This window comes from Streptomyces sp. BK208, from assembly GCF_004364245.1.
Lineage (GTDB): Bacteria > Actinomycetota > Actinomycetes > Streptomycetales > Streptomycetaceae > Streptomyces.
Map to the genome: position 1 here is coordinate 89800 of NZ_SOAV01000004.1, position 19439 is coordinate 109238.

The 19439-nt window shown below is 73.6% G+C and carries 16 protein-coding genes and 1 pseudogene; 6 read left to right on the forward strand and 11 right to left on the reverse strand.

Features of this window, described 5'->3' with window-relative positions:
* The first annotated feature begins 132 nt into the window (after positions 1–132).
* Positions 133–2067 carry an N-acetylmuramoyl-L-alanine amidase gene (locus EV562_RS11400; protein ID WP_133886647.1) on the forward strand — a complete coding sequence of 645 codons (1935 nt, stop codon included), beginning with the start codon at positions 133–135 and terminating at the stop codon, positions 2065–2067.
* An 11-nt stretch (positions 2068–2078) separates the two neighbouring features.
* Here the strand turns inward: EV562_RS11400 and EV562_RS11405 are convergent, their stop codons facing one another.
* The 4 genes from EV562_RS11405 to EV562_RS11420 all read right to left on the reverse strand — a co-directional run bounded on the left by EV562_RS11405 (position 2079) and on the right by EV562_RS11420 (position 5528).
* Positions 2079–2576, reverse strand: coding sequence for a hypothetical protein (locus EV562_RS11405; protein ID WP_133886648.1), 498 nt, complete (start codon positions 2574–2576; stop codon positions 2079–2081).
* Positions 2577–2712: 136 nt separating this feature from the next.
* The gene (locus EV562_RS11410) at positions 2713–3615 is read right to left on the reverse strand and encodes a universal stress protein (RefSeq protein ID WP_133886649.1); all 903 of its coding nucleotides are present in this window, start codon (positions 3613–3615) and stop codon (positions 2713–2715) included.
* Positions 3616–3698: 83 nt separating this feature from the next.
* Positions 3699–3941 carry a DUF397 domain-containing protein gene (locus EV562_RS11415; RefSeq protein WP_133886650.1) on the reverse strand — a complete coding sequence of 81 codons (243 nt, stop codon included), beginning with the start codon at positions 3939–3941 and terminating at the stop codon, positions 3699–3701.
* An 87-nt stretch (positions 3942–4028) separates the two neighbouring features.
* Positions 4029–5528 (reverse strand): acyl-CoA synthetase, encoded by a 1500-nt coding sequence (locus EV562_RS11420; protein WP_133886651.1) that lies wholly within the window; start codon positions 5526–5528, stop codon positions 4029–4031.
* 173 nt (positions 5529–5701) lie between these two features.
* On the opposite strand from EV562_RS11420, the gene EV562_RS11425 reads away from it, so the two are divergent.
* Positions 5702–7477, forward strand: a complete 1776-nt coding sequence (locus tag EV562_RS11425; protein WP_133886652.1) for a serine hydrolase domain-containing protein — start codon at positions 5702–5704, stop codon at positions 7475–7477.
* 130 nt (positions 7478–7607) lie between these two features.
* Here EV562_RS11425 and EV562_RS11430 read toward each other — a convergent pair whose 3' ends face one another.
* The 4 genes and pseudogenes from EV562_RS11430 to EV562_RS11445 all read right to left on the reverse strand — a co-directional run bounded on the left by EV562_RS11430 (position 7608) and on the right by EV562_RS11445 (position 12119).
* Positions 7608–9197: an NAD(P)/FAD-dependent oxidoreductase gene (locus EV562_RS11430; RefSeq protein WP_133886653.1), complete on the reverse strand. Its 1590-nt coding sequence runs from the start codon at positions 9195–9197 to the stop codon at positions 7608–7610.
* Positions 9198–9380: 183 nt separating this feature from the next.
* Positions 9381–10778: pseudogene (locus tag EV562_RS11435) on the reverse strand (serine/threonine-protein kinase); the annotation flags it as partial.
* Positions 10760–11701, reverse strand: coding sequence for an oxygenase MpaB family protein (locus tag EV562_RS11440; RefSeq protein ID WP_133886655.1), 942 nt, complete (start codon positions 11699–11701; stop codon positions 10760–10762). The pseudogene EV562_RS11435 and the gene EV562_RS11440, both read right to left, overlap by 19 nt.
* A 40-nt stretch (positions 11702–11741) precedes the next feature.
* A complete protein-coding gene (locus tag EV562_RS11445) occupies positions 11742–12119 on the reverse strand; it encodes a four-helix bundle copper-binding protein (protein WP_133886656.1) in 378 nt (125 codons plus the stop codon).
* A 186-nt stretch (positions 12120–12305) separates the two neighbouring features.
* Between EV562_RS11445 and EV562_RS11450 the strand changes: the two genes are divergently transcribed.
* Positions 12306–12665: a DUF6479 family protein gene (locus EV562_RS11450; RefSeq protein ID WP_133886657.1), complete on the forward strand. Its 360-nt coding sequence runs from the start codon at positions 12306–12308 to the stop codon at positions 12663–12665.
* A gap of 224 nt (positions 12666–12889) precedes the next feature.
* On the opposite strand, the gene EV562_RS11460 is transcribed toward EV562_RS11450, so the two are convergent.
* The 3 genes from EV562_RS11460 to EV562_RS11470 all read right to left on the reverse strand — a co-directional run bounded on the left by EV562_RS11460 (position 12890) and on the right by EV562_RS11470 (position 15791).
* Entirely contained in the window at positions 12890–13438 is a 549-nt protein-coding gene (locus tag EV562_RS11460; protein ID WP_133887039.1) for a hypothetical protein, read from the reverse strand.
* Between the two features lie 101 nt (positions 13439–13539).
* Positions 13540–15090: a HAMP domain-containing sensor histidine kinase gene (locus EV562_RS11465; protein ID WP_243860048.1), complete on the reverse strand. Its 1551-nt coding sequence runs from the start codon at positions 15088–15090 to the stop codon at positions 13540–13542.
* A gap of 11 nt (positions 15091–15101) precedes the next feature.
* Positions 15102–15791: a response regulator transcription factor gene (locus tag EV562_RS11470; RefSeq protein ID WP_133886659.1), complete on the reverse strand. Its 690-nt coding sequence runs from the start codon at positions 15789–15791 to the stop codon at positions 15102–15104.
* 113 nt (positions 15792–15904) lie between these two features.
* Here EV562_RS11470 and EV562_RS11475 point away from each other — a divergent pair, with 113 nt between their 5' ends.
* From EV562_RS11475 to EV562_RS11485, 3 genes are all read left to right on the forward strand, one after another.
* A complete protein-coding gene (locus tag EV562_RS11475) occupies positions 15905–16882 on the forward strand; it encodes a DUF3152 domain-containing protein (RefSeq protein ID WP_133886660.1) in 978 nt (325 codons plus the stop codon).
* Positions 16883–17066: 184 nt separating this feature from the next.
* Positions 17067–18647, forward strand: a complete 1581-nt coding sequence (locus EV562_RS11480; RefSeq protein ID WP_133886661.1) for a carbohydrate-binding protein — start codon at positions 17067–17069, stop codon at positions 18645–18647.
* A 311-nt stretch (positions 18648–18958) separates the two neighbouring features.
* The gene (locus EV562_RS11485) at positions 18959–19414 is read left to right on the forward strand and encodes a DoxX family protein (protein WP_133886662.1); all 456 of its coding nucleotides are present in this window, start codon (positions 18959–18961) and stop codon (positions 19412–19414) included.
* Positions 19415–19439: the final 25 nt, after the last annotated feature.

The window sequence follows — 19439 nt, forward strand, 5'->3', positions numbered from 1 at the left end:
GCCGCCGCGACGGCATGATTGACGGATCGTCGGACCGCCGGGTACCACTGACCCACGCCCGGCCCCGCACGTCCCCCCACGCCCCGTCCCGCCCGACCGTCACAGGAGGCCGCTTTGCGAGGATCCCCCGTCGTGCCCGCCCTGGCCACCGCGGCGCTGCTGCTGCCGCTGCTCGGCGCGGCGCCGTCCGCCGCCGTGGCCCCGGACGCGCCGTCCGCCCCGGACCGTCTGCAGCGGGCGTTCGCCGCCGCGGCGGCCGAGTACCACGTACCGCAGAGCGTCCTCCTCGGCGTCTCCTATCTGCAGTCCCGCTGGGACGCGCACGGTGGAGCGCCGAGCGTGACCGGTGGCTACGGACCGCTGCACCTCACCGACGCCCGCACGGCGCTGGCCGAGACGCCCCGGTCCCACCACGGCGAGGGGGGCGAGGACCCGCGCGGCGACGACGCGCGTGCCCGGCTGCGGGTCGGCGGGTCGGCGCAGGCCCCCACCGCGGCCAGCGCCGACCTGCCTGCCCGGCTGACCACCCTGCCGAAGGCCGCCGGGCTGACCGGACTGAGCCCCGAGTCGCTGCGCACCGACCCGGCGGCGAACGTGTCCGGCGGTGCCGCGCTGCTCGCCGCCGCCCAGCGGGAACTGGGCGAACCGCTGAGCCCCGACCCTGCGGACTGGTACGGGGCGGTGGCCCGCTTCTCGGGGGCGGAGGACTCCGCGACGGCCGCGTCGTACGCGAACGACGTCTACGAGGTGATCCGGACGGGCGAGCGGCGCACCACGGACGCCGGCCAGCAGGTCACGCTGGCGGCCCGCCCCGGCCTGGCGCCCGACGTCTCCCAGCTGGGCGACGCGGGTCTGCGCGCGGCGTCCGCGGCCGGCACGGAGTGCCCGAGGTCGGTGTCGTGCGAGTGGGTCCCCGCCCCGTACGAGGAGTTCGGCGACGGCGACTACGGCAACCACGACCTGGGCGACAGGCCTGCCTCCCAGCGCATCCGCTACATCGTCGTGCACGACACCGAGGGCACCTGGAACGGTGTCCTCAACCTGGTCCAGGACCCCACCTACGTGTCCTGGAACTACACGCTGCGCTCCACCGACGGCCACATCGCGCAGCACGTGAAGGCGAAGGACGTGGCCTGGCACGCGGGCAACTGGTACGTCAACGCGGGGTCGATCGGCCTGGAGCACGAGGGTTTCCTGACGGAGCCGGACGCCTGGTACACGGAGGCGATGTACCGGTCCTCGGCGCGGCTGGTGAAGTACCTGGCCGGGAAGTACGGCATCCCGCTGGACCGGCAGCACGTGCTGGGCCACGACAACGTCCCCGGCACCACCACGGCGACGATCCCGGGCATGCACACCGACCCGGGCCCCTACTGGGACTGGCGGCACTACTTCCAGCTGCTCGGCCGGCCCGTCGAACCGACCGCGGGCAGGAAGTCGTCCCTGGTGACGATCCGCCCGGACTACGACGCCAACCGTCCCGAGTACACGGGCTGCGAGACGCCGGGCGAGCCCTGCACGGCGCACGGCTCCAGCGAGGTGCGGCTGTACTCCGACCACGACGTGAAGGCGCCGCTGATCAAGGACGTCGGCCTCGGCGGCACGCCGACGACCGGGGTGAACGACCTGTCCTCGCGGGTCTCCACGGGCCAGCAGTACGCGGTGGCCGACCGGTGGGGCGACTGGACGGCCATCTGGTACCTGGGCCAGAAGGCCTGGTTCCACAACCCGCGCAGGAGCCCGGCGGCGGTGCCCGCGTCGGGCCGGGTGATCACCCCGCGCAAGGGCCTGGAGAGCGTCCCGGTGTACGGGCGCGCGTACCCGGAGAAGGCCGCCTACCCGGCGGACGTGCCCGCCCAGGCGGTGTCGCCGCTGCCGTACGCCCTGCCGGCGGGGCAGAAGTACGTGGTGGGTGAGAAGGTGCCCGGCGAGTACTACTACGCGGTGACCTTCGACGAGGCGTCCCACCGGGTGGTGCGGGGCGAGGACCAGTACTACGAGATCCAGTACGGCCACCGGGTGGCGTTCGTGCGCGCCGCCGACGTGACCGTCTCGGCCGCGCGCTGACGGGAGCGGTCTCAGCCCTGCTGGAAAAGCTCCGCCGGGAGCGGCTTCAGCAGGGCGTACAGGTCGTCGGTGATGGGGCGGTCCCAGGCGGCGATGGTCACCAGGACACCGTCGCTGCGGTCGAACTGCACGCAGGAGATCCGGCTCTCGGAGAGCTTGAGGCGGCGCACGATGAGCAGGTTGTCGCCCTGCATCACGGGGACGTCCTCGGCGCCGACGACCGTGATCTCCTCGTCGTTCTCCAGGGCGAGCAGCAGCTGGGCCACCTCGAAGGGGATCTCTCCCTCGGGGATCTCGCGCGCCGGGGAGCCGTCCGGCAGGTTGCCGATGATCATCGCGGGACCGCGGCCGCCGAACAGGTCGTAGCGCAGGAAGACGCCCTGGCAGGTGCCGTCGGGCGCGGGCAGCAGACCGGCGCCGAGATTCCCGGGCCAGTCGCCCGGGTCCATGGCCAGTACGTCGAAGTCGGGCCCGGCGGGTGTGGCGCTGCGGCGGCGGAGGAACGACATGCCGCCATGGTACGTGTCCGGGCCGGGTGAACGGTGTGCGGGCGGACCCACGGCCGGGCTCGGCGACGCGCCGGTGGCGCTCCGGGCCGCGGGCCGCCCGGACCCGGTCGCCGCGTGCCGGGTACGGGTCCGGGCGTCACTCCCGCGGTGACGCCGGGGGGATCACCGCGACCGGGGACGCCGCGTGCAGCAGGACGGCGTGGGTGACCGAGCCCATCATGCGGGCGGGGGCCAGCAGGCGCCGCCGGTGGCGTCCGACGACGACCAGGTCGGCGTCCCGGGAGGAGGCGACCAGGTGTCCCGCGGCGTCGCCCGGCGCGACGTACGGCTCGGCCCGGACACCGGGGTGACGCTCGCGGTGGGGTGCGAGGAAGCCGTCGGCGAGGACCCTGGTCTCGCTTTCGAGGGAGACCGCGTCGATCACCGGCGGCACGATCTGCCCCGCGGCGGCCCAGGTCTGCACCGGCCACGGGTAGGCGGCGACCACCTGGAGGCGGGCGCCGCGCAGCTCGGCCTCGGTGAAGGCGAAGGCGAGGGCGGCGTCGTCGGGGCTGTCCACGTGCAGGCCGACCACCACCCGGGGACCGGGGTCGTCCGGTGCCTCGCCGTGGACCTCGCGCCCGGGACGGGGCACCACGACGACGGGGCACTCGGCGTCGCGGGCGGCGGCCATGCCGTTGGAGCCGAGCAGCAGGCCGGCGAAGCCGCCCCGGCCGCGGGAGCCGAGCACCAGCAGCTGGGCGTCGGCGCCCAGTTCCGGGAGCAGGGCCCCCGGTACGCCCTCCATGCCGACGTATTCCGTCGGCACCGCGAAAGCCCGTCCCTGCAGGTGCGCGCGGGCCTGGTCGAGCGCCGGGTCCTCGGTCGTGTCCGGTGGGCCCGCGACGAGGACGTCGGTCTGGGCCCAGGCGGCGTACTGGCGCACGTGCACCACCCGCAGGGGTGCCTCGCGCCGGTGGGCGGCGTCGAGCGCCCAGTCCAGGGCGCGCAGGCCGTCGTCCGAACCGTCGACCGCCGCGATGACCGGCAGGGTGCTCATGGGTCCTCACCTCCGGAGTACGGACTTCCCCCCGGCGGCGGAGCGAACACCCAGGTTCGGCCGGTCGGCGCACCCCGTGGTGGCTACGTGAGGTCGAACTCTCCTTCTCGCGCTCCGGAGACGAACGCACCCCACTCGTCCGGGGTGAAGATCAACGAGGGGCTTTCCGGGCTGCCGCTGTTGCGCATGGCGATGAATCCCTCGACGAAGGCGATCTGGACATCCCCCAGGCCTCGGCTGCTGGACTGCCACTGCGCGTTGCTGAGATCCAGGTGCGGCTTGTCCCAGCCCATGAGCGGGCGCTGGTGGGTGGTGCTCTCGGCCACGTCCGTGCTCCTCCCGGTGTCGTCGTGCGCGGCCAGCCTAGCGATCGGGTCCGGCCTCGGACAGGCCGTGCAGGGACGGCTTCGGATTCAGGAACGGGTGAAGCGGTCCCGCAGCTCCCTCTTGAGGATCTTGCCGCTGGCGTTGCGCGGCAGGGCGTCCACGAACCGGATGTGTTTGGGTGCCTTGAACGCGGCGAGTTTCTCGCGGGCGTGCGCGATCAGTTCGTCCTCGGTGACCTCGCCGCGCGGGACGACGACGGCCGTGACGGCCTCGATCCAGCGCTCGTCGGGCAGGCCGATCACGGCCGCCTCCGCGACGGCCTCGTGCGCGTAGAGGGCGTCCTCGACCTGGCGCGAGGCGACCAGCACGCCGCCGGAGTTGATGACGTCCTTCACCCGGTCGACGATCGTGTAGTAGCCCTCCGCGTCCCGCACGGCGAGGTCGCCGGAGTGGAACCAGCCGTCGCGGAAGGCGGCCTCGGTCTCCTCGGGCTTGTCCCAGTACCCCTCGCACAGCTGCGGGGAGCGGTAGACCACTTCGCCGGGCGTGCCGTCGGGCACGTCCTTGCCGTCCTCGTCCACCACGCGCGCGTCGACGAACAGGACGGGACGCCCGCAGGAGTCCATCCGGCCTTCGTGTTCGTCGGGCCCGAGGACGGTGGCGAGGGGACCGATCTCGCTCTGTCCGAAGCAGTTGTAGAAGGCCAGGTGCGGCAGGCGTGCGCGCAGCCGTTCCAGGACGGGCACCGGCATGATCGAGGCGCCGTAGTAGGCCTTGCGCAGCCCGCCCAGGTCGCGGGTGGCGAAGTCGGCGCGGTTGGCGAGGCCGATCCACACGGTGGGCGGGGCGAACAGGCTGTCCACGCGGCCCGCTTCGATCAGGTCGAAGAGCCGGTCGCCGTCCGGTGCGTCCAGGACGATGTTGGTGGCGCCGACCGCGAGGTAGGGCAGCAGGAAGACGTGGGTCTGCGCCGAGTGGTAGAGCGGCAGGGCGTGCACCGGGCGGTCGCCCGCGCCGAGATCCAGGGCGGTGATGGCGCTCCGGTACTCGTGCACCAGCGCCCGGTGGGTCATCATCGCGCCCTTGGGCAGCGCGGTGGTGCCCGAGGTGTAGAGGAGCTGCACCAGGTCCTCGGCGCCCGGTTCGGGGCCGTCGTACGCGGGTGCCGACGCGAGGCGGGCGAGCAGCGAACCCTCGGCGTCGCGCAGCGGCAGGGCGCGTGTCCCTGCGGGGAGCCGGGCGGCGAGGCCGGGGTCGGTGAGGACCAGGGTGCTGCCGGACTGTCCGACGACGTAGGCGAGGTCGTCGCCGGTGAGGTTCTGGTTGACGGGGACGTGCACCAGGCCCGCGCGGGCGCAGGCCAGGAAGGCGATGAGGTAGGCGTCGGAGTTGTGGCCGTAGGCGCCGACCCGGTCGCCCGGGGACAGGCCCTCGTCCAGCAGGACGCTCGCCGCGCGGGATACCGCGGTGTCCAGTTCCCCGTAGGTCCAGGTGCGGTCGCGGTACTCCACCGCGACGCGTGCCGGAGTGCGCCGGGCGCTGCGCCGCAGCACTCCGTCAACGGTGCTGCCGTGTCCGGTCGTCATGACATGATCCTCGGCCGGTCACGAGGGCGGGTCAAGCCGTGTGCGCCGGTCCGCCGGCTCCGCGCGTCCGCTCCGTACGCCCCATTGACACGGCCCGTCACTGACAGGAAAGTTTCACTCCGCACGGCGATCCGGGAAAGATACTTTCAGCTTCGGTTGCGGGAGGCTCTTCGATGGCCGGTCAGGGGACGCACGGATGCACACGGCGTCAACTAGGGGCGGGCGCCTTGGCCCTGGGCGGTGCACTGGCCATCGCCCCGTTCGCGGCGGGGCCGGCCGCGGCCGCCTCCGGCACGGGCCGCCGGCCCACGCTCCGGCACGGTTCGGCCGAGCGCGCCGGGCTGCTCCCGGGCCATCTGCGCCGGCTCGTCACCGACGCCGAGGCGTTCCTCGGCCCGTCCCCCGAGCACCCTTGGTACGCGGGGGCCGTGCTGCTCGCCGGCCGGGGCGGCACGGTGGCGCTGCACGAGCCGATCGGGATGGCGGTGCGCTACCGGGCCTACGACGAGGCGACCGACACCGGTGTCGAGTTCCCGGCGGGGCAGCAGATCCCGATGGCGAAGGACACGGTGTTCGACCTCGCGTCGATCTCCAAGCTGTTCACCTCGATCCTCGCCGTGCAGCAGCTGGAGCGGGGCGCGCTGGAGCTGGAGGCGCCGGTCACCTCGTACCTGCCGGACTTCGGCCGGGCGGGCAAGCAGCAGGTGACGATCCGTCACCTGCTGACCCACACCTCGGGTTTCCGGGCGTGGGTCCCGCTGTACAGCGTGCCCACGCGCGAGGAGAAGGTACAACTCGTCTACGACGAGGTGCCGGTGAACGCGCCCGGCACGGCGTACCTGTACTCGGACCTGAACATGATCTCGCTGCAGCTGGTCCTGGAGAGGATCACCGGCCGCGCCCTGGACGTCCTGCTGCGCGACGAGGTCACCGGGCCGCTCGGTCTGGGCCGCACCCGCTACAACCCGCCCGCCTCCTGGCGGCCGGGGATCGCGGCCACCGAGGACGCCCGGCAGCCCTGGTCCGGCCTGGACCGGGGCCTGGTGTGGGGCGAGGTGCACGACGAGAACGCCTTCAGCCTGGGCGGGGTCGCCGGGCACGCGGGGGTGTTCTCCTGCGCGTGGGACCTCGCGGTCCTCGGCCGTACGCTGCTCAACGGCGGCTCCTACGGGCGCTCGCGCATCCTGCGGCCGGAGTCGGTGGAGCTGATGTTCACCGACTTCAACACCGACTTCCCGGGCGACGAGCACGGCCTGGGCTTCGAGCTGTACCAGCACTGGTACATGGGCGCGATGGCGACACCGCGCACGGCCGGGCACACCGGATTCACCGGCACCTCGCTGGTGCTCGACCCCACGACCGACTCGTTCCTCGTCGTACTCGGCAACTCCGTCCACCCGGTGCGGAGCTGGCGGTCCGGATCGGCTCCGCGGGTGGCGGCCGGCACCAACCTGGCACGGGCGGTGCCGGTCCGGCCCGAGCACGGGCGCACCGCCTGGTTCTCGGGGACGGCGAGTTCCGCCACGGCCACGCTGACCCTGCCCGCGCTGGACACGTCGGCGGGACGGGCTCGACTGCGCTGCTCGCTGTGGTGGGACACCGAGCCCGGATCGGACACCCTCGTCCTGGAGGCCACGACCGACGGCGGCGCGTCGTGGCGGCCGGTCCCGTTCACCACGACCCGGCACGGAGAGGCTCCCCGGGAGCACCCGGCGGGCTCGGCGACCGGCTGGTCGGGACGCGTCTGGCACCGGTTGACCGCCGCCCTCCCGGCCACACGCGGCCTCACCCTGCGCTGGCGCTGCACGACCGACCGCCTGTACGTCGGGCGCGGGGCGTACGTCGACGGGCTGCGCGCGGAGGCGGGCGGCGACGTCCTGTTCCACGACGCGCGCCCCGCGGACGCGGCGCGCGTCGAGGCGGTGGGGTGGTCGGCGTCGGCCGACTGATCCCACCCGAGGGGCGACACGGGGCGCCGGGCCCCCACGGGCTACGGGCTACGGGCAACAGCAAGGCTCAAGACGGAGCATGCGTGGTGCCGCGGTGCCCGGTCCCCGCCCCGGCAGGCGTCCTCGTACGTCAGCCTCCGGTCCCCTCCAGCACCGCCATCGCCGCGTTGTGCCCCGGCACACCGCTCACCCCTCCCCCGCGCACGGCGCCCGCGCCGCACAGCAGGACGTTCGCCCGGCCGGTCTCCACTCCCCAGTGCCCGGTGCCCTCCTGGGCGTGGGGCCAGGACAGCTCGCGGTGGAAGATGTTCCCGCCGGGCAGGCGCAGGTCGCGGTCCAGGTCGAGGGGCGACCTGGCCTCGATGCAGGGCCGCCCGTCGGCGTCGGTCGCCAGGCAGTCGGCGAGGGGTTCGGCGAGATGGGCGTCGAGCTGGGCGAGGGTGGACGTCAGCAGTTCCTCGCGTACGGCGTCGTTGTCCCTCTCGAAGAGGCGTGCCGGTGTGTGCAGGCCGAACAGGGTGAGGGTGTGCATGCCCTTCGCGGCCAGGCCGGGGCCGAGGATGGTGGGGTCGGTCAGTGAGTGGCAGTAGATCTCGGAGGGCGGTGCGTCGGGCAGTTCACCGGCGGCCGCCCGCGCGTGCGCGGCGGCAAGCTGACCGTAGCCCTCGGCGATGTGGAAGGTTCCGGCGAAGGCCTCGCGCGGGTCGGCCTCGGGGTCGCGCAGCCGCGGCAGCCGGGTCAGCAGCATGTTCACCTTGAGCTGGGCGCCTTCGGCGGGCGGCGGCGCCGCCTGCCCGGTGAGTGCCGCCAGTTCCCGCGGGGAGGCGTTGACCAGGACGTGACGCGCGGCGGCGACCTGCTCGCCGTCGGCCGAGCGGTAGGTCACCTCGGCGGTGCGCCCGTCGGCGTCGATCCGCACCGCCTCGTGTCCGGTGGCGAGCACGGCACCGGCGGCGCGGGCCGCTTCGGCCAGCGCGTCGGTGAGGGCGCCCATGCCGCCGACCGGCACGTCCCAGGCGCCGGTGCCGCCGCCGATCACGTGGTAGAGGAAGCAGCGGTTCTGGGCGAGGGACGGGTCGTGCGCGTCGGCGAAGGTGCCGATCAGGGCGTCGGTGAGGGCCACACCCCGTACCAGGTCGTCGGCGAAGTGGTCCTCGATCGCGACACCGACCGGTTCCTCGAACAGGGCCCGCCAGGCCGCCTCGTCGTCGACCCTGCGGCGCAGTTCGTCCCGGGTGGGCAGCGGTTCGGTGAGGGTCGGGAAGACCCGCCGGGCCACGTGACCGGTCATGGCGTAGAAGCGCTGCCAGGCCGCGTACTCCCGCTCGGAGCCGGTGAGCCGGGCGAAGGACTCACGGGTGCGCCGCTCGCCCCCGCCGACGAGGAGCCCGGTGGGCAGCCCGGCGCGCTCGACGGGCGTGTACGAGGAGACGGTGCGCGCACGTACCCGGAAGCGCAGGCCGAGGTCCCGCACGATCTTCCGGGGCAGCAGGCTGACGAGGTAGGAGTAGCGCGACAGTCGTGCGTCGAGCCCGGTGAACGGCCGAGTGGACACGGCCGCTCCGCCGGTGTGGTCCAGTCGTTCCAGGACCAGCACGGAGCGGCCGGCCCGGGCCAGGTAGGCGGCGGCGACCAGGCCGTTGTGGCCGCCGCCGACGACGACGGCGTCGTAGGTGCCGAAGGTGCCGGGGGTGCTGGGGGTGCTCGGCGGGGGCGTCATGGCTCTTGGTAGCACGACCCGATCGGGGGCGGCCAGCCCGCCGCCGGCACCGTCACGGCCGCCCGCCGGCCACCCCGGTCTGCCGCGTTCGGCCCCCGCGGCGCTCCCTCTGCCTGCCGTGCCGGCCCCGCGGCGCTCCCCCGGTCAGGGTGCCGCCGCCCCGCGCAGCACCGCGACCCTGCGGTACAGCTCCGTGGCCTCGCCGGCGTGGCCGAGCTGTTCCAGGCAGTGGGCCTCGTCGTCGCGGGCGGCGAGGGTGTCGGGGTGGCGTGGGCCGAGCACTCGCGCGCGGGCCGCGGCGACCTCGCGGTAGGTCGCGAGGGCCTCCTGCCAGCGGTCCAGCCGCCCGAGTTCTTGGGCCACCTCGTAGCGGGTGACCAGGGTGTCGGGATGGTCGGGCCCGAGTACACGGGCCCGGGCCGCGGCCGCCTCGCGGGCCGTACGGTGGGCCTCCTCGGTGGTCCGGCCCCCGCCGGCCCCGTCCCCGGCGCCCGGGCTCTCGGCGTCCCGGCCCTCGGCGTCCCGGCCCTCGCCGTTCCGGTTCCCGGCGGGGCGCGGGATCCACTCGCCGGACAGGCCCGCGCCGGGGTCCGGGGGTGTGGCGTGCGGGCCGCCGCGGGCCGCCGAGCGGCCGGTGGTCATGCCGCGGGTCCACGACGGCAGCCGGGCGCGGTCCGCGGCCGGTTCACGCGTCCGCGGTCCGGTCGCCACCGACGTGGCCCCGAGCGCCGCCGCGCGTCCGTCGGTGATCCGGCGGCCCAGTTCCCGGGCGTCGTCAGGCCGCTGCTCGGGCCGCTTGGCAAGCAGGTCGAGGATGATCCGGTCCAGGTAACCGGGCAGGCCGGCGCGACGGGCGGCGGGCGGTTCGGGCTCGGTGTCGCGGTGGCCGACGAGGATCGCCCAGGGGTCGCCGAGGTCGAACGGCGGGACGCCGGTGGCCATCTCGTAGAGCACGCAGCCCAGTGAGTACAGGTCGCTGCGCCGGTCGACCTCGTCGCCGCCGATCTGCTCGGGCGACATGTAGTGCGGGGTGCCCATGGGGATGCCGGTGCCCGTGAGGCGGGCGGTGAAGCCCCCGTCGTGACCGAGCCGGGCGATGCCGAAGTCGCAGATCTTCACGGTGCCGTCGGCGGTCCGCACGATGTTCGCGGGTTTGAGGTCGCGGTGGACGATGCCCTGCTCGTGCGTGTAGGCGAGCGCGGCGGCGAGCTGTTCGGCGATGTCGACGACGTCCGGGACCGGCAGCGGGTGGCCTTTGTTGTCCTCCAGGAGCCGGCTCAGGTCGTGCCCCTCCAGCAGTTCCATGACCAGGAAGAGCACCCCGTCCCAGTCGCCGAAGTCGTGGACGACGGTCACTCCGCGGTGCTGGAGCGCGGCGGCCACCCGGGCCTCACGCCGGAACCTCTCCCGCAGGACGTGGGTGAAGGCGTGGTCCTGCTGCGCGCCCCGCGGCTTGAGGCACTTGACGGCGATGCGCCGGCCCAGTGACTCGTCCCGCGCCCGCCACACCTCCCCCATGCCGCCGCGTCCGATCCTCTCCAGCAGCCGGTACCGGCCCTGGATCAGCGTGCTGTCCCCCATGACTTCGCCGCCCCCGTGGTTCCGTCCGCCCCGCCCTCCCCTGGCCGGTCCAGTATGGCCGCCTGCCGTCCGATTTTGTATGGCGCCGGACGCGCGGCCGGGCCGAGCCGTGCCATGGCGCTCAGGATGTGCCGGGGCGGCAGCTGCCAGCGCAGACGAGCGGGGACCGTCCGCAGCAGGGCGCCCGTGGCGCGCAGCCGGCGGGTGACGGTGGCGGGCGGGGACGCCGGTGTGCCGTAGAGCTCGTGCGCGTACGGCGGTAGGGAGTCGTACGCCAGACGGGCGATCCTGCGCCACAGCAGTTCGCGGGCCGGGACCAGGAGCGGGTGGGTGGGCGGGCGGCGCAGGAAGTCGTCCACCTCGTGCGCGTCCGGCCCGGCGGCCAGTTCGGGTCGTACTCGCGTGAAGTAGGCGGCCAGCTCGCTCCGGTTGGCCGGGGCGGAGCCGGGGGCGAGGCCGACGAGGCGGGCGCTGTGCCGGTGTTCGGCGAGGTAGCGGTCGGCGTCGGCGTCGGTGAGCGGGAATCCGGAGCGGCGCAGGACGTGCAGGTAGGAGCCGATCTCGGCGCAGTGCACCCACAGCAGCAGCTCGGGTTCGTCGACGGCGTAACGCTCCCCCGTGTCCGGGTCCGTGGCGCCGAGCATGCGGTGGATCCTGCGCACCCTGGCGCCGGCCCGCTCGGCGGCCTCGGTGGTGCCGTAGGTCGTGGTGCCGACGAAGCCCGCGGTGCGCATCAGGCGGCCCCAGGCGTCGCGGCGGAAGTCGCTGTTCTCCATCACCGCGCGCACCGCGCGCGGGTGCAGTGCCTGGAGGTACAGCGCGCGGATGCCGGCCACCCACATCATCGGGTCGCCGTGCGCGTGCCAGGTAACCGAGTCGGGGCCGAAGAGTCCGGGGTCGGTGTTCGTCCGCGTCGCCGTCACGGTGGCAGGCTAACGCCCCCGTGCGCCGCCGCCCCAGGGCTCAGCGCAGGGTGGCGAGGAACTCCCCGCAGGCACGGGCACAGTCGCGGCAGGCCTTGGCGCTCTCCTCGGCGCCCGGGTGTCCGTCGAAGACGTGGGCGCTCTCCAGGCACACCTGGCGGCACCACTCCAGTTGAGCGCGGATGGCGCCCTCGTCCACCTGGTTCTGCTCGGACAGCACCCGGCAGGTCGCGTCGCAGACCTCCGCGCACATGATGCCCCTGCGTCGTACGAGTTCCTGGTTCTCGGTCCCGTCCGGGTCCACGAGGCTCGCCCGCAGGGCGCAGGCCCGGGCGCACTCGGTGCACGCCTGTGCGCACGCGAAGCGGTCCTCGAGGAAACGGAACAGTTCCTGCTGGGAAGTCGTCGTCGATGTCACACCGCGCGGGTTGCCGCTGGGGGCGGCACCAAACCGCGGGTCCCGGTGTTTCCGGGGTCTGCGGACCGTGTCTCCCGGCCGGACCCGCTCGCGGCGGTCCGCGGCCCGGCATCGGCCGTTCGCGGACGCGAGCGTCACGACCGCGGTGAGCTGGTTGGTGACGGGGGTCGGGGGTACCCGCGCTCCATGACCAATGCATGGATGGACCTGGCCGCGGGCGGTTCCGGCACGACCGCCGTGTGGCTGATCGTGGCGGGTGTCGTGGTGGTGGCCGTGTTGATCGGCGCCTTCGCTTTCGGCAGTCGGCAAAAGCGCCGGGAGTCGCCGCCGCCGCGTCCCGAGGAACAGCCCCGTATGCCCGAGGGTGGCCCCGTCCACGAGGAGCGGGAGCGCCGGGAGCCGCACGAGATGCCGCAGAGCGACGAACGCACGCTGCCGCACGAACTCGGCCACCAGGGCAGCCGTACCGCCGCCGATCAGCAGCGGCGCCGTTGGGACGAGGGCAGCAGTGGCTCCTTCGGCAGCGGCGGCCCGGGCGGCCGCTGACCCGAGTGTTCCGGTACGGCGCCGGGGGAACCCCTGCGCCGTACCGTCGCTGAGGAAACGGGCCCGCGCAGATGCGCGGGCCCTTCATATGGCCGCACGCACCGTCGACCGGGCCGACGGGCGGCTCCCCGTCTCCGAACAATCCGGCGGGTCCCGCGGGTCCTGCGGGTCCTGCGACGCTTCCGCCGGCCCTGCGACGCTTCCGCCGGTCGGTCGGCGGCGGTCTACGGGGAAACGGTGGGCTCGCCGGTGGTGCCGGACGGGCAGTCGTCGCTGGAACGGCCGGCCAGCCGCCCGCCGGGCTGTTCGACGGTGACCTTCGCGCTCCCCAGCGCCGGGTCCTGCCGCAGCCGGGCGACGGCGACCGTGCAGGCCAGTTGGTCGACGGCCGTGTCGCTGAGGCTTCCGGCGCTTCGCGGCAGCCGGACGTTGACCGCCGTGCCGTCGGTGCGGATGGTCGGAGCCTCGGCTGTGGGGGGAAGTTCGGTGGTCAGACCCTTGCCGCGCTCCTGCGCGTCGGGCCCTTCGAACAGCATGAGCACGGTGCCCGCGAGGTCGGCCGAGCCCGGCACGGTGCGGGAGACCGCCGTCAGGTCGCCGTCCGCGACGAAGTACAGCGGGACGTTCACGCGGGGCATCTCCTGCGGCACCGTCTCCGACGGGACGGCCGTGACGCCCGGTCGCAGGACGCCGGTCGCGGGTTCGCCCGCCTCGACCACCCCGGTCTCCGGGATGCCGCAGGCGGAGAGCGGAAGCAGCGCCGCGAGCAGCACGGGGAGTGCGCGTCCCGCGCTTCGGCCGGGACGGCCGGGACGGCCGTGCGACGGTTGCCCGGGCGGGGGCGCGACGTCCGCCCGTGAGCGCGGCGACGGGTTCATGTCCTGGCCTCCATCGGCGTGTCCGTCTCTGTGTCCAGGTTCGTGTCCTGGGTCCGGTGCGGGGCCGAGTGCGGGAGCGTCGCCCGTTCCTCCGCGTCGTCCGGCGGCAGGGGCAGGACGACCGTGAAGACGGCGCCGCCCTCCGGATGGTTGGCCGCCCGGACGGTGCCGCCGTGCAGACGCGCGTTCTCCGTCGCGATGGCCAGCCCGAGGCCGCTGCCCTCGCTCCGGGCGCGGGCGCCGGCCGACTTGTAGAAGCGGTCGAAGACATGCGGCAGCACGCTCACGGGGATGCCGTCCCCGCCGTCGCGGACCGTGACGACCGCCTGTCTCCCGGCACGTGGGCCGTCCTGGACGCCGAGCTCCAGGCGGACCGGGGGTGCGCCGTGCCTGAGGGCGTTGGCGACGAGGTTCGCCACGATCACGTCGAGGCGGCGCGGATCGACCCGGCCGCGCAGCTCCCCCGGTTCCGGCAGGCCGGTCTCCACGGTGTCCTGCCAGCCGCGGGAGGCCAGCGTGCGCCGCAGCGACTCGGCCAGGTCGATCTCGTCCAGGTGCAGGGCGGCCGCGCCCGCGTCGAACCGGGAGATCTCCATCAGGTCGTCCACCAGGGCGGCCAGCTTCGTGGTCTCCGTGCTGATGAGTCGCACGGCCGTCGCGGTGTCCTCGTCCAGGCCGGCCGCGTCCTCGTCGAGTACGTCCGTGACCGCCGACATCGCCGCCAGCGGGGTGCGCAGTTCGTGGGAGACGTCCGCGGCGAAGCGCCGGGCGCCGGCCTCCATGCGCCGCAGTTCGGCCACCGAGCCCTCCAGCGCGGCGGCGGTTTCGTTGAAGGTGCGGGAGAGGTCGGCGAGTTCGTCGGAGCCGTGCACCGCGAGCCTGGTGTCAAGGTGCCCCTCGGCGATGCTCCGGGTCGCCCGGCGCAGCGCCCGCACCGGCCGCAGCACGCCGCGAGCGGCGAGGAGTGCGATCAGGACGGCCAGGACCAGGGCCGGTACGGTGGCGCGTTCGATGGCGGCGACCAGCGCGTCGACGTAGCCCTGTTCGTCCTGCTGCGGCACGGTGAGGTAGACCTCGATCCCGGAGGCGCGCCGCTCGGTGCTGTACAGCCCGGCGAAGGTGACGGGCATGCCGACGACCAGTGAGGAGTGGCCGTCCCTCGACACCCGCTGGAACACGGTGGCCCGGCGGGAGCGCACCGACTGGCGCATCGCCGGGGACAGCTCCCCGAACGCGTCGCCGGGGGCGGACGTCGCGCTCGCCTGCCGGTAGGCGACCAGCACCCGCCACGGCTGGGACCGCCCGCCCCTGGAGACGTCGTCGGCGAACGCCTGGAGGTCGGCGGCGTCGGGCGGGAAACGGTAGTTGGGCACGAGGGTGTTGACGCGGTGCCGGAAGTCCTCGATCACGGTGTCCTGGCTCTGCTGAAGGACGCCGGTGCGTGCCTCGCGGAAGGTCAGCGCGCCGGTGGTCACCGTGGCGACGACGGCGACCAGGGTGAAGGCCACCACCAGCCGCAGCCGCAGACCCACCAGCGCGCGCAGCACCCGCGGAAGCTTCACCGCGGCCCGAACCGGTAGCCGAAGCCGCGCACGGTGTGGACGTAGCGTGGACTGCCCGGAGGTTCGCCGATCTTGGACCGCAGTCGTTTGACGCAGGCGTCCACGAGCCGGGCGTCCCCGTGGTAGTTGTGCTCCCACACGGCCTCGAGGAGCTGCTGGCGGCTGAACACCTGCCCGGCGGAGGCGGACAGGGTGAGCAGCAGCCGCAGTTCGGAGGGGCCGAGGGCTACCTGTCGTCCCTGGTGGGTGACGGTCAGTCCGGCCCGGTCGATGACGAGGTCACCGTGGTGTTCGGTGCGCGCCGTCCCCTGGTCGTCCGAGGTGCCGCCCACGCGGCGCAGCACGGCGCGTATGCGCGCGTCCAGCACACGGGCGCGGACCGGCTTGACCACGTAGTCGTCGGCTCCGGCCTCCAGTCCGACGACGATGTCGGTGTCGTCGCCGCGGGCGGTGGCCATGATGATCGGCACCTGGTCGTGGGCGCGTATGCGGCGGCACACCTCCAGGCCGGACATGCCCGGCAGCATCAGGTCGAGGATCACGGCCTCGGGACGGAACGACCGGAGCTGCTCCAGCCCGTCCTCGCCGGTCGCGGCGCCGACGACCTCGTGTCCCTGCCGGCGCAGGGCCAGGAGCACGCCGTCCCGGACGGCGCGGTCGTCTTCGATGATCAGGACCCTTGGCATGGACCTCAGTATGCGTGTGCGCGGGCCGGAGTCCGCGTGCGGGTGAGTGCTGTTACACAGAGGTCCAGAAGCCGTCCACGCCCGATCACACGGCCCGGGCACGCTTCGTGATCATGAGTGAACGCCGCCGATCGACTCCCCCGCCGTCCTCCGCCACGGGCCGCCGACGCCACGGTGGCCGCGCCCGCCGGCGGGGTGGTCGGCACCGTCTGCTGTGGCCGGGGATCGCGGCGGGAGCCGTCCTGGTGCTCACCGGCGGCCTGGCCCTCCAGCGGACGGCGGAAACCTCGGGCGACGCCACCGGAGCGGCCGGTGCGCCGTCGGCGGCCGGCACCGACGGCACGCAGCAGGCGCGGAAGGCCGAGCCCACACCCGAGACGGACGGGGAGGGGGACGGAGAGAAGAAGGACGAGGAGGGGGACGGCGGGAAGGGCGAGGAGAACGGCAGGCAGGGCGGTGGGAAGGAAGACGCGGGGAAGGGCGGCGGGAAGGGGACGGACGGCACGCCGGATCCCGGCTCCGTTCCGGCGTCGGGGCCGGGGACCTTCGCCACCGCAGACGGCGGGGGCGACCGCGTCGGCGGGAGCGGACGGACGCTGACGTACGTGGTACAGGTCGAGGACGGCATCGGGATCCCGGCGCGGGACGTCGCGGCCGAGGTCGAGGACATCCTCGCCGACGAGCGGGGCTGGACGGCCGACGGCGACGTCGGGTTCCGGCGGGTGTCCGGCGGCACGGCCGACTTCCGGGTACGGCTCGCCACGGCGGCGACGGTGGACGACATCTGCGGCCGGTACGGCCTCGACACCGGTGGCGAGGTCAACTGCAACGTGGGCCAGGACGTCATGGTCAACCTCAAACGATGGCTGCTGGCGACGCAGTACTACGCGGACGACGTGCCGTCGTACCGGGCGCTGATCATCAATCACGAGGTCGGGCACTTCCTCGGCCACGGTCACGAGGGGTGCCCCGGGGCGGGGCGCCCGGCGCCGGTGATGATGCAGCAGATCAAGGGCCTGCACGGTTGCCGGACCAACGTCTGGCCCTACGACGCCGACGGACACCCCGTCACGGGGCCCGCCCTCGGGTGAGCGTGCGCCTCCAGGCGTCAGCCCACCGATGCCATTTGTTCAATATGGTGAACAGCATTCATATACCGAGCTATTGACGCGTGCACGGCGAGCTTCTAGGGTCCGACGACAGAGTACGTGAAAGCGCTTTCTCCAGCCGATCCTCCCACCCCGTCCTGGTCGGACCCAACCCCCTGGAGACACGATGCACGTAAGACCCGTCGTCGCGAGCGCCGCGCTGCTGGCCGGCACGCTCGCCGCTCTGTCCGGCACTTCCGCGCAGGCCGCGTCCGCCCGTCACGAGGCCGAGAACTCCCCGACGGTCTGCACCGGCACCATCGACTCGGACTGGTCCGGCTACTCCGGCAGCGGCTTCTGCAACGGCACCAACGCCAAGGGCGCCTACGCCCAGTTCACCGTCGGCTCACCGGCCGCGGGCACGGCGACGCTGAGCGTGCGCTTCGCCAACGGCACCGACGGCGCCCGGCCCGCGGACATCATCGTGAACGGTTCGAGCGTCGCCTCGGCGTCGTTCGCTCCCACCGGCGCCTGGGACACGTGGGCGACGAAGACCGTCACGGTGCCGGTGCGGGCGGGGAACAACACCGTCCGGCTCACTCCCACCTCCGCCACCGGTCTGCCGAACCTCGACTACGTCGACGCCGAGGCGCCCGGCGGCGACACGACACCGCCGACGTCCGGCTCCGCGCTCTACGTGTCGCCGGCCGGCACCGACGGCGCCTCCGGGACGGAGTCCGACCCGACCACACTCACCTCGGCGATCGGCCGCGTCTCCCCCGGCGGCACGATCTACCTGCGCGGCGGCACCTACCGCTACGCCCAGACGGTCACCGTGCCGCAGGGCAACGACGGCACCTCGGGCGACCGCACCGAGCTGTCCGCCTACCCGGGCGAGACGCCGGTGCTCAACTTCGCCGCACAGTCCGAGAGTTCCTCGAACCGAGGGCTCGCGGTCAACGGCTCGTACTGGCACGTCAAGGGTGTCGTGGTCGAGCACGCCGGGGACAACGGCATCTTCGTCGGCGGCAGCCACAACGTGTTCGAGCGCACGGTGACGCGCTTCAACCGCGACACCGGGCTGCAACTGTCGCGGACCGCCTCCGACACGCCCCGCGACCAGTGGCCGTCCGACAACCTCATCGTGAGCGCGGAGTCGCACGACAACGCCGACTCCGACGGCGAGGACGCCGACGGTTTCGCCGCCAAGCTCACGGTGGGTCCCGGCAACGTCTTCCGCGACGCCGTGTCCCACAACAACATCGACGACGGCTGGGACCTGTACACCAAGACCGACACCGGCGCGATCGGCGCGGTCACCATCGAGGACTCCCTGGCCTACGAGAACGGCACCCTCTCCGACGGCACCCAGAACTCCAGCGGTGACCGCAACGGTTACAAGCTGGGCGGCGAGGACATCAAGGTCGACCACGTGGTGCGCCGCAGCATCGCCTACCACAACGGCAAGCACGGGTTCACCTACAACCGCAACCCGGGCACCATGACGATCTCGGACAACGTCGGCATCGACAACGCCGAGCGCAACTTCTCCTTCGACGCGGGCAGTTCGGTGTTCCGCAACAACACCTCGTGCCGCGACGACGACGGCACGAAGGACAAGACCGTGGGCGACGCCGACGGTTCGAACCAGTTCTGGACCGGCTCGAACGGGTCCCGGTGTGCCGCGTACACGGGCGCGCTGGACTGGTCCTTCGCCGCGGACGGCACCCTCGTGGTGACCTTCGGCGGCAACCGGGTCACCCCGTAACCGCCCCGCCCCCGCACGGCCGCGCGATCACGACACCACGTGGTCGCGCGGCCGTGCGGTTTCCGGGGCCTCCCCGGCCCACGGTCGCCGGTCGAACGGCGAAGGCGCCGAGCGCGTGCGCCGCCTCGGTCCCCGCCCGCAACTCGTCGCGCTATTGGTCTAGACAAGGATCCCATGATGGTTGAAGGTTCGAATGGGTCGTGCGTCCTCTCCTCCCTCAGGACGCCGTCGGACCCTGCCCCGCACTGCGCACCACCCCCACCGGCCGCCCGGAAACGTCGCGGTCGCTGCGCAAGAGAGGAGCACCATCGTTGGAAGCGCTGGACAAACGCAGGGAGCACGTGATCGCGCTCTTCCGCATCGTCGTCGGCCTGCTGTTCGCCTGTCACGGAGTGGCCACCCTGTTCGACGTCCTGGGCGGTCCGCACGGGCCCGCCCCGGGTTTCGCCGCGTGGCCCGGCTGGTGGGCCGCCGTGGTGCAACTCGTCGGCGGCACCCTGGTCCTGTGCGGCGTCGCGACCCGCGCGGCGGCCGTCCTGTGTTCGGGCTCCATGGCCTACGCCTACTTCGTCGAGCACCAGCCCGACGGCCTCTTCCCCATCGAGAACGGCGGGGAGTCGGCGGCCCTGTTCTGCTGGTCCTTCCTCCTGGTCGCCGCCGTCGGTCCGGGCCGCTGGAGTCTGGCGTCCCGCCTCCACTCCCGGCGGGACGACGGCGACCGACGGGTCACGAGGACGCTGCCGCCGGACAGGGCGACGCCCATGTGAGCCGGTGCGCACCCCACCGGAACCG

Coding starts and splice junctions, on each gene's coding strand:
- EV562_RS11450 (WP_133886657.1), top strand. CDS start 12,306: ATGACCAATGCATGGATGGACCTGGCCGCGGGCGGTTCCGGCACGACC.
- EV562_RS11470 (WP_133886659.1), bottom strand. CDS start 15,791: ATGCCAAGGGTCCTGATCATCGAAGACGACCGCGCCGTCCGGGACGGC.
- EV562_RS11420 (WP_133886651.1), bottom strand. CDS start 5,528: ATGACGACCGGACACGGCAGCACCGTTGACGGAGTGCTGCGGCGCAGC.
- EV562_RS11430 (WP_133886653.1), bottom strand. CDS start 9,197: ATGACGCCCCCGCCGAGCACCCCCAGCACCCCCGGCACCTTCGGCACC.
- EV562_RS11480 (WP_133886661.1), top strand. CDS start 17,067: ATGCACGTAAGACCCGTCGTCGCGAGCGCCGCGCTGCTGGCCGGCACG.
- EV562_RS11405 (WP_133886648.1), bottom strand. CDS start 2,576: ATGTCGTTCCTCCGCCGCCGCAGCGCCACACCCGCCGGGCCCGACTTC.
- EV562_RS11475 (WP_133886660.1), top strand. CDS start 15,905: ATGAGTGAACGCCGCCGATCGACTCCCCCGCCGTCCTCCGCCACGGGC.
- EV562_RS11410 (WP_133886649.1), bottom strand. CDS start 3,615: ATGAGCACCCTGCCGGTCATCGCGGCGGTCGACGGTTCGGACGACGGC.
- EV562_RS11425 (WP_133886652.1), top strand. CDS start 5,702: ATGGCCGGTCAGGGGACGCACGGATGCACACGGCGTCAACTAGGGGCG.